Source organism: Parabacteroides sp. AF27-14, assembly GCF_003635425.1.
In the GTDB taxonomy this organism is placed as follows: Bacteria; Bacteroidota; Bacteroidia; order Bacteroidales; family Tannerellaceae; genus Parabacteroides; species Parabacteroides distasonis.
Genome location: NZ_QTLZ01000012.1, coordinates 53,714 through 68,364, shown reverse-complemented (window position 1 = coordinate 68,364; position 14,651 = coordinate 53,714). Strand labels below are relative to the sequence as shown.

11 protein-coding genes are annotated in these 14,651 nt (G+C 37.8%); all 11 read left to right on the top strand.

Going from position 1 to position 14,651, the window contains the following annotated elements; all coding sequences use genetic code 11:
• The first annotated feature begins 122 nt into the window (after positions 1-122).
• The 11 genes from DWY79_RS13490 (at position 123) to DWY79_RS13440 (ending at position 14,644) form a co-directional block, all read left to right on the top strand.
• Positions 123-1,073 (top strand): Dyp-type peroxidase, encoded by a 951-nt coding sequence (locus tag DWY79_RS13490; RefSeq protein WP_005860205.1) that lies wholly within the window; start codon positions 123-125, stop codon positions 1,071-1,073.
• A gap of 1,054 nt (positions 1,074-2,127) precedes the next feature.
• On the top strand, positions 2,128-3,033 hold the full coding sequence (locus DWY79_RS13480) for a transcriptional regulator (RefSeq protein WP_121962567.1): 906 nt from the start codon (positions 2,128-2,130) through the stop codon (positions 3,031-3,033).
• A 384-nt stretch (positions 3,034-3,417) separates the two neighbouring features.
• The gene (locus tag DWY79_RS13475) at positions 3,418-3,984 is read left to right on the top strand and encodes an RNA polymerase sigma factor (protein ID WP_122369497.1); all 567 of its coding nucleotides are present in this window, start codon (positions 3,418-3,420) and stop codon (positions 3,982-3,984) included.
• Between the two features lie 102 nt (positions 3,985-4,086).
• On the top strand, positions 4,087-4,947 hold the full coding sequence (locus DWY79_RS13470) for a DUF1573 domain-containing protein (protein WP_057317256.1): 861 nt from the start codon (positions 4,087-4,089) through the stop codon (positions 4,945-4,947).
• A gap of 207 nt (positions 4,948-5,154) precedes the next feature.
• On the top strand, positions 5,155-5,373 hold the full coding sequence (locus tag DWY79_RS13465) for an NVEALA domain-containing protein (RefSeq protein WP_157257407.1): 219 nt from the start codon (positions 5,155-5,157) through the stop codon (positions 5,371-5,373).
• 120 nt (positions 5,374-5,493) lie between these two features.
• Positions 5,494-6,651, top strand: a complete 1,158-nt coding sequence (locus tag DWY79_RS13460; protein ID WP_083434090.1) for a DUF4221 family protein — start codon at positions 5,494-5,496, stop codon at positions 6,649-6,651.
• A gap of 10 nt (positions 6,652-6,661) precedes the next feature.
• Positions 6,662-7,393: a hypothetical protein gene (locus DWY79_RS13455; RefSeq protein ID WP_233563979.1), complete on the top strand. Its 732-nt coding sequence runs from the start codon at positions 6,662-6,664 to the stop codon at positions 7,391-7,393.
• Entirely contained in the window at positions 7,365-7,724 is a 360-nt protein-coding gene (locus DWY79_RS23055; RefSeq protein WP_370449975.1) for a BF3164 family lipoprotein, read from the top strand. Before DWY79_RS13455 ends, DWY79_RS23055 begins: the two co-directional genes overlap by 29 nt.
• Before the next feature lie 18 nt (positions 7,725-7,742).
• Positions 7,743-9,776, top strand: a complete 2,034-nt coding sequence (locus DWY79_RS13450) for a transglutaminase domain-containing protein (RefSeq protein WP_005863552.1) — start codon at positions 7,743-7,745, stop codon at positions 9,774-9,776.
• Positions 9,777-9,851: 75 nt separating this feature from the next.
• On the top strand, positions 9,852-10,856 hold the full coding sequence (locus tag DWY79_RS13445) for a FecR family protein (protein ID WP_122369496.1): 1,005 nt from the start codon (positions 9,852-9,854) through the stop codon (positions 10,854-10,856).
• Between the two features lie 224 nt (positions 10,857-11,080).
• Positions 11,081-14,644 (top strand): TonB-dependent receptor, encoded by a 3,564-nt coding sequence (locus tag DWY79_RS13440; protein ID WP_008779005.1) that lies wholly within the window; start codon positions 11,081-11,083, stop codon positions 14,642-14,644.
• Positions 14,645-14,651 lie beyond the last annotated feature (7 nt).

Below are 14,651 nucleotides of genomic sequence, written 5' to 3'. Positions count from 1 at the left end.
CCCCGTCTCTACAAATAGATATTGAAAAATAACCGCTAGGACATTTTTCGTTACATTTCCTTGAACAAGAGCGCATCTATAGAGTTATATCCATATAATAACAATATAATTAAAGATGTGCTATGAACTCTCTACAAAATCCATTGAACGCTAACTATCCGCAAGATGTTACCCAAAAACCGGGCGAGAATGCGGTTTTCATTGTCTATGCTCTAAAAGATCTCCCCGACACGATTGATAAGGTAAAGGACGTGTGCGCTAATTTCTCCGCTTTGATACGTAGTATGCGCAATCGCTATCCTGATATGCAATTCAGTTGTACGATAGGATTCGGGGCGGATGCTTGGAAACGTTTCTTTCCGGAGCAAGGAAACCCCAAAGAATTGCAACCGTTTGAAGAGATCAAAGGAGTTAAGCTTACGGCTGTTTCTACCCCCGGGGATTTACTATTCCACATCCGCTGTAAGCAGATGGGACTGTGCTTTGAGTTCGCCTCCATTATAGACCAGAAACTGCGAGGTGTCGTGGAATCGATTGATGAGACCCACGGTTTTCGGTATAGAGACGGTAAGGCGATTATCGGTTTCGTGGACGGTACGGAGAATCCTGCCGTGGATGAAGACCCCTATCGTTTCGCGGTAATAGGCGATGAGGACCCCGAGTTTATGGGCGGAAGTTATGTGTTTGTGCAAAAATACATTCATGATATGGTGGCATGGAATGCGCTTCCAGTGGAAGAGCAAGAGAAAGTCATCGGTCGCCGTAAATTCAACGATGTTGAGCTATCAGATGAGGAAAAACCGAAGAACGCTCATAACGCCGTGACGAACATCGGAGACGATCTGAAAATAGTCCGTGCCAACATGCCATTCGCCCATACCTCCAAAGGTGAATACGGTACCTATTTTATCGCCTATGCCAGCACGTTCAGCACCACCCGACGAATGCTGGAGAATATGTTCGTCGGTGATCCCGTAGGCAATACGGATCGTCTGCTGGACTTCAGCACGCCGATAACGGGAACTCTTTTCTTCGTTCCGTCGTATGAGTTGCTTGATAAGTTAGGGGAATAATTATTTATCCATCCTTAACTGTCTAGTTAACAGACCTCCGCAGTGCCAATCATTTTCCATATCGTGGCACGGCAGTGCCATCAGCGTGGCATAGCTGTGCCTTCCTTATGGCAATGGTGTGCCACTAGGATGGCACAGTCGTGCCATTATGATGTGCTTATCTTTTAATGAAAGGCTTGTTGACTGATAAGGTTGGAGTTACAGATAACAGAAGTAAACCGCCTATTATCAATACTTCAAATATCCATAGCGGTTATATAGTGTTGGGAGTGTAGATGCGTGTTGTATGTCGTTTGCGGATTTCAACCCGGATTTATGAAGTTAACTTACTTTGCCGTTGAAGCTAACTTACTTTGAAATGTTAGTTAACTGGTAACTTTCTACCTAAAAAAGCCATTTGGCAATGTACCTAATCTTTTTTGCGCTATAAAAGTGTTTTGTAAGGTCATTCCATAAACTTTAGGGTAGTAGTCTTCGTACTGTTTGATGGATCGCCATCTTGATTTTTTCCTTAATAATCAATTATAATTAAAGAATATATCATATATTTGCCTAGCTAGTAATTAAGACAGAAAAGCAAAAGGTAAAAGCGTAGGTTTTTATCTACTTATTCTTTCTTTGTTGGTAGTAAAACAATGATAAAATAGAAAACGTATGGATTATCATAGACTAAAATATTTTTAATACGTATATTTGCGACAATAAAAGGCTTTTAAGTTAGAAGCCTTGTGTTGCGTGCGATATTTGTGCGAGTTGACAAAAATCGGCCAAATTTTTCGAGACACTCAATGCACAGAGAAAGCCCCGCAACCCTTTATTAGATATACGTGTTATCTATGCTACTGTATAGTATAGATAGATTATTGTATACAGATAAGGGGGGGCGTGCGGCTGACTTTATTGAGTGTTGAGGCTTGGCCGAGCCTTTGTCAACAATATTTTCAGCCAATCGCCCTTTCTTTATTTTATAATGAAAGGCCAGCTCTTCAATATAACGCCAAATAACGCCCTTTTTAAAGATAAATAGTATAAGTTTTACTTTAATCAAATAGTTATGCCTGAGTTTATTACTATTGAAGAAGCCGCTCGTATCACCGGCTTTCCATCTCAAGAAATCCAGCAATGGGCGATATCTAAAAAAATAACATCTTACGTCGTGAAGCAAGGTGTTCGCCTAGTCGATCTGACCAATTTGCGTGAATTCATTTCCCATATCGAGCGTATGGGAATACAAAAGCTATACCTGCAACTTATCATCCAAGACAAGGAAGAAGAGATAAACGAGATCATCTCCCAATTCGATGATTACCTTTTCTGCCTGCGATCCCTTAAAAACATCTCTCCCCTACTTAAACTCATTATCGCCGAACTATCAACATTCATACACGACAAGAAAGACCGACTTATCTTTACGGAAATAACTTCCGGAGCCAAGATAGAAGACGTAGCCAAACGTTGTGGTATATCCTACGACGGAATCTGTCGCCGATATAAGGTCATATCGCTCCGCTTGCAAGAAAACATGGGCTTCCTGACCGAATACAAGAAAACAATCACGAACCAAGACCTTGAGATAGAACGTCTGTGGATAGAGAACAGGAACATGGAATACGAATTGAGAAGATTATATAAAAAGGCGCTCCAAAACGGTCTATGTATCGAATCTCCCCGATCACTTACCCCCGTTCCCTTAAATGCCGCGAAACGGATATGCCAACCCATTACCCGTCTCACCTTAGCGCCCTATATCCGTAAATGCCTTACAACCTTGAAAATAGAAACCATAGAAGATATTCTACGTTACGCCCTCAAAAACGGACTCGACTCTTTATTAGACCTTCCCGGCTTTGGCGCTCTTGGTTTGGCCCAACTGAAATTCCAACTCGAAAAGCATAAGATAATCGATAAAACCGGGCATTCCGACCTTTATCAATATATCATTTGCGAAGCGGATAATTAGTGAGGACATTCTTTGTCCTCAAGTAGAATTTAACTAGATTTCAAGGATACTCATACTGTATTTACATTTTTTTGTATATTTGCGATATGTAATGATGTTTGTTTATATTTGAATCTTCACTTGTAACCTTGTTCTAGGTTCTGATGAAACTACGTCTTTTATCTAATGTAAGTCCCTAAATAACAATCATCTATATCTATTTTTATTTAGATCTATACTGCTATTGGTTATTCTACCATTTAGTTACTCACTGATTTTCTATCTCTTATCACCTTTATCCTCTATTCAAATCAACGTAGTTTCATCAGAACTAAAGTATATGAACTGCGAATAAGCAGAATGGAGATAAGTTGGTATGGCGGGGATATATAATATATATGTGATATGAAAATGGATGGAAATTTGCTTATAGATCTGAAGAATGGAGATGAAAAGGCTTTTGAAACTCTATTTTGGGAATATAATCAGCATGTATATCATTTTGTTTATTCGTTGCTATATGATAAATCTATGGCGGTGGATTTGACCCAAAACGTTTTTCTTAAAATCTGGGAGAAGCATGAGACTATAGATCTGGAACAAAACTTTGATGCCTATCTATTCACCATAGCCCGTAACTTGGTTTATAAAGAGACAGAAAACCGGTTACTCTCTGAAAAACTGACGGAAAGCCTACAACGACAGCTATCAGATGTCGATTCGCTTATGGAAGAACGAATCGACGCAGAGTCTTTACGGGAATATATTAATAGCTTGATAGAAGAATTACCGCCATCACGTCGGGAGATATTCCGTTTGAGCCGTCATGAACATTTATCATATAGAGAAATAGCGGAACGCCTCTCTATCTCAGAAAAGACTGTGGAGACACAGTTGAGTAGGGCTTTGCGTTTTTTGCGAGATCGACTTTCTTCTGATGGCTTTCTTTGCCTTATAACACTCTTTTTATAGTTAATAAGCATTAAATATCTTGTGGTTTGTAGGGGTAGATAGTTTTTATCGGATATACGTATTATATTATATGATGAACAAACGTATATACATTTACATAAAATGAGACCTTTAGATCTAATCATATTACTATTAACAATTTTCCTATCAGCTTGTCAAGATAAGCAAAAGGAAATAATAACATTGTTGGTTAAAGAATGGCAGGGTAAGCAGATTCTATTTCCGGAAAATATGGTCTTTACCAGATTTGCATCTGATACAACTAATTTCGTAATCCCGACTTCGGATTACAAAGTCTTGGTTTTTGTAGACTCAATTGGTTGTACGAGTTGTAAATTGCAATTATCCCGTTGGAAAGAATTTATCCGATATACAGATTCTATCAGTCAGAAGAATATCCCTTTCTTATTTTTTTTTCAGTTTGATGATCAGTGGGAGATACATTCTTTATTAATAAGAGAGAATTTTGACAAGCCGATTTGCTTGGATCGATCAGACAGTCTAAATCAGCTCAATCATTTTCCAAAAGATATTCGGTTTCAAGTATTTTTATTAGACAAGAATAATAAAGTGGTAGTGATAGGTAATCCTGTCCATAACCCGAACGTAAAAGAATTATATTTGGAAGAAATAGGTAGGAAACAACCTGTTGCACCAATTCAGACAACCGTAAAAGTGGAAAAGGAATCACTCTTACTAGAAACTATTCCTTTAGGGAAGAGTAAAGACACTTTGTTTACGCTTGTCAATACAGGAGACCAACCTTTAGTTATTATAGATGTAACTACCACTTGTGGATGTGCTCAAGCTTTGTTTGATAAACATCCAGTTCAGCCCGGTGAATCTCTTCATATTAAAGTGGGAGTGACACCTGAAAATAAGGGACTCTTTGATGAGACAATCACAGTAAAATGTAATACAAATCAATTAATTAAACTCAATGTACGGGGAAATACGATTTGATAAAGTCAAATTATAAAAGGGAAACTTGCCTGATATATTAGAAACTATCACAGCAAGTTCTTCGCTCCAAAATATTATCAGAAAGGAGGTGATGTGAAAGTCTAAAATTTATTTAAATGTAAAAAAATATACAGAGGATATCTTATTCTAACTAAAGAAGATTAGGCAAAATATAAAGATCTTATAAATAATTATATTATGAGCGTTATGAAGAAATTAAGAATTATTCTTATTGTTATTGTTTTCTGTTTGGTGATGATTAATATTCTAAAAAATAATATTGATCCTTCTTTGTCTGGATTAGCTTTAAGCAATATAGAAGCTCTTGCGGGTGAAGAATGTACTACTCATTGGAGTTGCTGGTTGAACTTAGATACAAGAGCTTGTTGTAATAGTGGGTCTATCGGTTGTGCTCCATGTGATTAATTTTATGGTTCTATAACGTTTTTGTAGTGAAATATGTAATAAAATAACTTTGTTTTTATCTATATAATTCGTTGTAGAACCTAATTATTACGATTGAAACTTATCTCAAATACTTATAAAATGAAAAGATATTATTTGCTAATAATATTATCAAGCTTAATTGCTCTTTTGTCTTGTGAAAAAATAAATTATATGTATTACTTGGAAAAGGATAGTAATATGACATTTGATTTGAATTATGATGTAGAACCATATATTAAAGCTCTATTTCCTTATACAGATAAAGATGGACATCAATATATTAGTTTTCAAAATGGTTTCAAAAATCAGATTGTTTTTTATGATATACAGACAAAAGAAATGGCCTTCAAAATAGATCTTGATATAGAGGGAGATAATGGAGTTGGTTTTTTCTTAGGGTATTATATTGACAGTCTAGATAGTATTTATCTGACGAGTTTACAGCTCCCGGAAATATATAGTGTAAATAAAGAGGGGAAAATAAATAAAAAAATTTATTATGGAAAATCAAAAGATGGAAATGTTTTAAACGCATGTAACTCTTTGTCGTTTAGTTATCACCCTATACTTAAATTTAATAATAATCTTTTTGTATTGTCGGAGTGTAATCGATGGAAATATCCCAACCCTGTATCTGCAATGATTGATCTAAATACAGGGAATGTACAAGAACTTCCATTTGAATATCCCCGATTTAGTGGTGCAGATAATAAAAAAAAGAATGCTGGTGTAGAATTGTATTTTAGTAGATGTTTTAATGGTGATAAATTTATCTATTCTTTTTTCTATGAAGAAGATATATTTATAACTTCTATAGATCACAATATTGTTGAAAGAGTGAATGTAAAAAGTAATTATATTGATAGGGTTGTGATGCCGAATGATTATAATGGAACATTAAAATCTATGTGTGAAAATCCAAATTATGGTAACTTATTATATGATAAATACCGTGATGTGTATTATAGAGTTTGCTATTTGAAAACAGAGATAGATAATAGAGAAAACTATATGGAATTGTGGGATTTTGGAAGAAAGATATTTTCTATTATAATTCTAGATAAAAACTTTAATATAATAGGTGAGACTGTTTTTCCTGAATATACATATAATCCAAATCTGATGTATATTGATGAAAAAGGATTGTATATTTCTGAAAATCATTATAAAAATCCAAATTATGATGATGATAAACTGATATTTAGACTATTTAGGCTATGTAAAAGCAAAGAGAAGTATAATGATTCAGCTGTTTGAAAAGAATAATATGAAGAAATATATATTAATTATAATTTTTATTTTTATACACTTTGTCTCTTGTCAACAGAACGAAATAGATCCCAAAGAGTACTTTCTACAAGTCGTTAATATAAAAGCAAATCAACTCAATGCGGATACTTATAAGTTAAGTTCGTTTGGGAGGATGATGCTATTTGAGAGTGAGAAATGTCTAATCAAAGAGAATTATTTAGGTGATTCTCTTTTGGATAAAATATATTATACAAAAGACAGTATTCTATCTTTTTCCCAAACAGGAGAAGGCCCAGATGAAAACATCATGCCTCGTTTGATGCAAAAGAAAGATAAATCAAATGTGATTATATTGGATATACAAAAGAAACAAATTATAACCAAAAGTTTATCTAAAAGTATTTCTTCTATTGTGAATTTGGAATATATGTTTCTCTCTGCTATTCAAACAAAGCATGGGTATGTCGTTTCTGGACTCCTTGATAAAGAGGAAACAAATACTAAGAGATATGCTTTGTTTGATTGTGCAGGTAAATATGTGAAGTCTTTTGGCGATTTTCCAAATGATGGGAACGATAGTGGAGGTAAAAGTAAAACATTTGCCTATCAAGGCTATATGGTTTATAATTCAGTATTAGATAGATTGGCTACGGTTGCGGCCTCTGGCGCTATCTTTGAACTATATCAGATAGATACGATTCCAATGCTCATAAAACGTTATCACGATATTTATCCTAATATACATTGATGATAGTAGATCTGGCAGGAACGGCATAAAGCATGGCAAAGAGAATGTAATCGGTTATACGGATATATATGCGACTGATCGTTATATTTATACTTTATATTCAGGGAAAAAGTTGAATCAGCATACTAATACAAGAATGTTAGATACTATGTTAAGTAATGACATTTTAGTATATGATTGGAGTGGAAAATGTATTTGTCGATTAGTTACTGATATAAAACTATTCAATATTTGTGTGACAAACGATGATAAAGAACTAATAGCCTTGGGCTGGGATGATGATTATCATCTGTATTCTTTTGATCTATCAAAGGTTACATTTACATGGTAGTAAAAAAGCATTTTAGCTATGATAGTAAGATACTTTTTTTTCTTTATTATTTTAACTTTTTATGCTTGTTCTTCGAATGAAAATGTTCTATTGGAATTAGCGTTGGATAACTCCGGAGAAAATAGATCGGAGTTAGAAGCTGTTCTAGATCATTATAAGGATAATCAGAAGAAACAGGAAGCTGCCCGCTTTCTAATAAGTAATATGATAGGGAAGCAAGTATTAGATAGTAACTCGGTGAAAGGAAACCATGTGTATTTCGATGCTTTCGCTAATTATAGAGAGACATACGGTTCCTTTTTATATGATATCCAATACGCTATATATGATAGTATAAACAAATTGTATTCTTATACAAAAGTAAATCCTCGCTTTTTATCTGATTTGAAAGAATTGTCTTCTGATTATCTTATACATCATATAGATCAGTGTTTTCAAAATAAAGAGCGATATCCTTGGTGTAAGAATATGGACTGGGATATTTTCTTTGATTATGTACTCCCTTACACTACAGATAATTGTCATTGGGAACATGCTGGGAGTTATTTTGATCGAAAATATGCTTCACTACGAGATTCTATGTATATGTGTTCGTATGAAGAAATTGGTAAAGCTATATCGGATGAGGTAGAGCAGGGCTTTCTCAATGAATGGATAATCTTTACCGGTAAATATCAAGGATTGCGCCCTATGACTTTCCAAAATATAGTAGCCACTCAAATGGGAACTTGTTTAGAAAAGTCTACATATAAAATTGCTGCATTGAGGGCGAATGGTATACCTGCTGCATTAAATATGGTTCCCTGTTGGGGAAATTCACAATATCCTCATTCATGGGTCGAGATTATAGGGAGTAAGCAATTCGGCATGATATATGATAATACACAAAGACCTTTCCTTACTAAGGATGACATTAAGATAGACGGGATGTTTTGGAGAGATGTCTATCAATCTAAAATTGATATGTTTCCGTCGACTATTACTATTCAATATTGTAGGACTGCTCCTAAAGTCTATAGGTATAACTATCGGATACAACCCCACTCGCTCGCTATCTTGTCTAAAGAAGAAATACCTCCTTTATTCAAAAATCCGGGGATTCAAGATATCACGGACCAGTATGTCGTATGCGAAGATATAGAGGTACCACTTTGGAATGAGAAACATCCCAAAGAATATGTCTATTTATGTTGCTATGATATTATTGGTTGGAATCCAGTGTGTTGGGGGCGACCGGAAGGTTCCAAGGTACGTTTTCCTAAAATGGGGGTTAACATGCTCTATCTTCCCGCTTATTATAATGATGGAGAGATACGACCTGCTGGAGATGCGTTTATTCTGACTCGTGAAGGTAAATTACGTAAGTTATTACCAGATTTTGAAAAAGCGGAAAGTTCTGCTACATTCTATTCAAAAGTTCCATATAGAATGAATACGGCGCTTCAAGCCGCAGGAACGATAGGAACCCGCTTTTATGTTTGTAACAAGAAAGATCTTTCGGATCGTTCTTTGATATATTCTATTGAAAATCCTCCCTTTTATGTGGATAGTTTCCGTATATCTGTTTCCCAAAAATATCGTTATTTGATCTGTGATTTTCAAGAAACACAGCCATTGGGCTATTTTTACGCTATAGCGGAAATAAAAGTATTTGGAGGCGATGGCCAGCAGTTTTCCGGAGAGTGGGGTGGAAATGAAGGGACTAAAGGACATGGTCTCGATTTGGTGACAGATCAGGACCGAGTGTCTTATTATCAACCAGATCAATTTCAAAAAGATCAATTTGTTGTTCTAGATCTAGGCGAACCTAAACAGATAGCGAAGGTGGAATTTTATCCGAGGAATGATGATAATAAGATCGTAACGGGAGAATTATATGAACTCTTCTATTGGGACAAAAAGTGGATATCATTAGGTAAACAGTATGCCGAAGACAATAAATTAATTTATCAAAATATTCCACGGGAATCTATTTTTCGTATTCATAACCATACACGAGGAAAAGAACATCGCCCGTTTACTTATGAAGGCGGAAAACAAGTGTGGTATTAATTTGTGTTAAATCAAGGCTTTCTTGATTTTTCCGTGTAAGGGTAAAGTTCTTTTTCGGGATATACTTATTACACGATGAGAAAAATGCATACACATATCGAATTATTGGATCGCTTCATGAGTGGTAAGACTTCACCGGAAGAAGAGCGAACTCTTTTGGCGTGGTTTAGAGATCCCGATCATAAGGAAGAGATCATGGCTTTTTATAAGTCTAGATGGGAAGAATCTTCCGGGAAAAAGCTTCCTCCTAAGCTACAAGGACAGATGTTTTGTGAGATTAAAAAGCGGATGAGACAAGAGAAAAAAACTCTGGAGATAAAGAAGAAACCGCATACCTTATGGAAGTGGCTTTCTTATGCGGCGGTGGCTTTAATATGTATAGGCCTTGGAATTGGCTCCCATTGGTATAATATGAGACAGGTTCCACCACCTGATCCATTGGATTATGTGGTGTTGGCAGATAATGGGCAACGTGCTAGCGTGGTTCTTCCTGATGGGACGAAAGTATGGTTAAATTCGCATACTAAACTTAATTATAAGAGTGATTATGGCGTGAAAGAAAGATCAGTTTCTTTATCTGGTGAGGCTTATTTTGAAGTTTCGAAAGATACATTGCGCCGTTTCTTGGTAAATGCGGGGGATATGGAAGTCGAGGCGCTAGGCACAGCTTTTAATGTGAAGGCGTATGAGGAAGATGACGAGGTGGTTACGACCTTGTTTGAAGGCAGTGTACGAACAGCGGTTGGAAAAGAGTTTGTGATTCTGTCTCCGGATGAGAGTTCGGTTTTTAATAAGTCTAGTCATATATTATCTGTTAATCACCCGACAAATGCTTCTTATGCCCGTCTTTGGCGTACGAATGAACTGGCCTTCTCTGGCGAGTCGTTGGAGGAGATCGTGGTATTGTTGAATCGAATGTATAATGTTGAAGTTCGTTTTTTGTCCAATAAGATTAAAGGCTACAGTTTCTCGGGGGTGATCCGGAATAATAGTCTGGATAATGTATTTGAAATAATAAGCTTTACGGCTCCGATTACGTATGTGTCGGTAGGTGATACTATTTATTTAAATGAGAAATAGAAAGTTGAGTGTTAACCTAATAAAGAAGAAGCCTATGAGATGAGCTAGATGATTGTAGTAAAAAAAGAAGAAAGGCAAGGCCCTTCTTCCTCTTAAGCAAAATCACTTGTATATAATATCTTCAAGGAAATAACTAGCCGGTTATAAATAAGATAGAATATGTAAATGATTTGCTTGTAAAGTTACCTGTTTAAAATCTATGTATTATTAAAAAACTTTTAAAAATGAGTAATTTCAAGCACTCTTTTTTCCGGACACTTTTGTATGCCCAATTATTGTCGGGCTTTTCCGGAGTTGCGATTGCCGCCCAGATATCGTTGTCGGTAAAGAATAGACCGATGCGGGAGGTTATTAAAGAATTAGAGGAAACGACTGAATATCGTTTTTTCTATAATGATGGGATCAAAGGTCTGAATTCTCCGATCTCTGTTGACGTGGAAGATGCGGATATTAATGCTGTAATGGATGCGATAGCAAAGCAAGCGAATGTGGCTTATGTATTGAAATCGGGTCATCAGATCGTTTTATCATCGGTAAAAACTGTTCAGCAACAAGGTAATAAGAAAGTTACCGGTACGATTACAGACCCGAAAGGGGAACCAATCATCGGGGCGAATGTGGTCGTGAAAGGATCTACCAATGGTACCATCACGGATATAGATGGTCATTTCTCTATTGAGGTAACTCCGAATGCGATACTTCAGGTTTCTTATATTGGTTATGTGGCTCAAGATGTTCCGGTAGGCAATAAAGATAATTTGGTTATATCTATTCATGAGGACACGCAGAAGCTGGATGAGGTAGTCGTGGTGGGTTATGGTTCCCAGAAAAAAGTGAATTTGACTGGTGCGGTAGAGCAAGTGACTAGTGATGTATTCGAGGGGCGTCCTACGGCTAACGCTACTCAGATGCTAGAAGGAGTTGTCCCGAACTTGAATATTTCCTTGTCTGATGGTAAACCGGGGCGTACGGCGGATTTTAACGTACGTGGTGCCGGTTCTATCAATGGGGGTAGTGCTTTGGTGTTGATTGATGGTGTGGAAGGAGACCCTTCTATGTTAAATCCGAATGATATTGAGAGTATTTCCGTATTGAAGGATGCTGCCGCTTCCGCTATTTATGGCGCACGTGCTCCATTTGGCGTGGTTTTGATCACGACGAAGAACGCTACGGAAGGTAAGCCGAAGGTGACATGGTCTTCTAGCTATTCATTACAATCACCACAGAATGTGCCGGATGTAGTTTCCGATGGTTATATTTGGGCAAAGCATTTTTATGACGCTTATTTTAATTACAATCAAGCGAATCCTTCTGGTATCAACAAGACACAGCAATTTTCCGTGGCTTGGCTGGACGAGTATAAGCGCCGTCATGAGACGGGCGATTTCGGGACGGTGATCTCTGATGGCTCTATCGGTACAAAAGGCCGTTATGTATATTATCCGGAAGGAACCGACTATTATGATCTGATGTATAAGAAGAGTGTCTTTGCGCAGAATCAAAATCTTTCCATCTCGGGTTCCGACGGGAAGTTTGATTATTATTTGTCAGGACGTTTCTATAGTTACGATGGACTTTTCGATAGCGATGAGCAAACGGATAAGTTCAAGACCTATAATATGCGCTTCAAAGGAGGTTATCAGTTGACTCCTTGGTTGAAGATCAGCAATAACTTTGAGTTTTCCCATAATAAATACTACAATCCGATTACCTATTCGGAAGGTTCTGGTGTGGTATGGAGAAATATTGCGGACGAGGGACACCCGTCATCGCCACTGTTCAACCCTGATGGTACGATGACTTATTCTGCCGTCTATACCGTAGGCGATTTGCTTTATGGACGTAGCGGTATTACGACAAAGAACTCCAACTTGAAGAATACTACGACATTCAATGCGAAGTTCTTGGGTGACCGTTTGCGTGTGAATGGTGATTTTACTTATCAACAGAAGACGCAAGAGAAGACTAAGAAACAGGTGCGTTCGCCATATGCGCGGTCGGCCGATGCGAATGGCGAAAGTAAGATCGAATATATCACGGGTACTTACTCCAACTTGGCGGAGACAACTGATCATACGAACTATCTAGCTACGAACCTTTTCGCGGAGTTTGAGGAAACCTTTGCCGAGAAACATTATTTTAAGGCTATGGCTGGATGGAATTACGAGAAATCTAGCTTCAAACGTATCTATGCTTATAATGATGACCTGTTGACGGATGACGTGGACAACATGAATCTGGTGATGGGTACTGATAACCGGAGCATTACCTCACAATGGAAGGCTTATCAGTTTGGTGGCGCTTTCTTCCGTTTGAATTATGCCTTTGACAATCGCTACCTATTGGAGGTAAACGGACGTTACGATGGTTCCTCCCGCTTCCCGAGTGATGAGCGTTGGGCTTTCTTCCCCTCGGCTTCCGTGGGTTGGCGAATCTCGCAAGAACCTTGGTGGAATGTTAAGTCCGAACATATCTCTAACGCTAAGGTCCGGTTTTCTTGGGGCTCTTTGGGCAATGCGGCCGGATTGAGTAATTATCAGTATATCCAGACATTGGGTATCAGCAAGTCTGATTATATTCTTGACGGTTTGCGGCAGAATTATATGTCATCTCCGGCGGCTCTTCCCGGCAACTTGACGTGGGAAACCGCCACGACGTATGATATCGGAGTGGATTTGGGATTCTTCGACAATCGTTTGACCGTGAGCGGAGATTATTATATCCGTAAAACAACCGACATGATCGTGAATGGCCCGACCGTACCGGATGTGTTCGGTGCTTCCTCGCCGAAAGGTAATTATGCGGATATGTCTACCTATGGTTATGAGTTGTCTTTGGAATGGAAAGATGGATTTGATTTAGCTGGTAAGCGGTTTAATTATAGTATCAAGGGAACATTGGCGGATTACTATTCAGTGATCGACAAGTTTAATAACGCGAATATGTCATTGAGCGAGTACGCAAATCAGTCGCTCGACAAGAATTATTACGAGGGAATGCGTATCGGCGAGATTTGGGGGTTTGTATCCAATGGCTTGTGGCAGGATCAAGCTGGCATCGATGCGGCTGAGGCCGCTGCGAAAGCTGCGGGGCAATCCTATTATAACCCACTTATGCAAACATCGAAAACCTATAAGTTGTATCCGGGCGATATTAAGTTCGAAGACTTGAATGGCAACGGCTATATTGACCGCGGACAGAATACGGTAGATGATCCGGGCGACCGTAAGATCATTGGTAACGAGGAGCCTCGTTATATTTATAGTTTTACGCTCTCTGCCGATTGGAACAATATCTGGGTAAGTGCTTTCTTCCAAGGGGTGGGTAAGCAAGATTGGTATCCGTCTAATGAAGCCTCTACGTTCTGGGGGCAGTACAATCGTCCGTATAACCAGATGCCCTCTTGGCATGTGGACAACTATTGGACTCCAGAGAATCCGGATGCTTTCTTGCCTCGTTACACGGGTTACTATGCGCCTTTCTATGGAGGTCATAAGAACGCCAACACGCGCTATTTGATGAATGCGGCCTATCTACGCTTGAAGAACATACAGGTTGGCTATAATTTGCCATCAGAATGGATTAAGAAGTTGCATTTGACAAATGTAGGAATTTATCTTTCCGGGGAAAATCTCTTTACATGGTCTCCGCTTTACAAATATTCCAAGGATGTCAATGTATCGAATATCGGTGAATCGGATAAGGACTTGACTTCCAGCAACAGTGGTGATGGATATAATTACCCGATGATGAAGTCGTTCAGCATCGGCCTGAATGTTACATTTTAAAGAATAG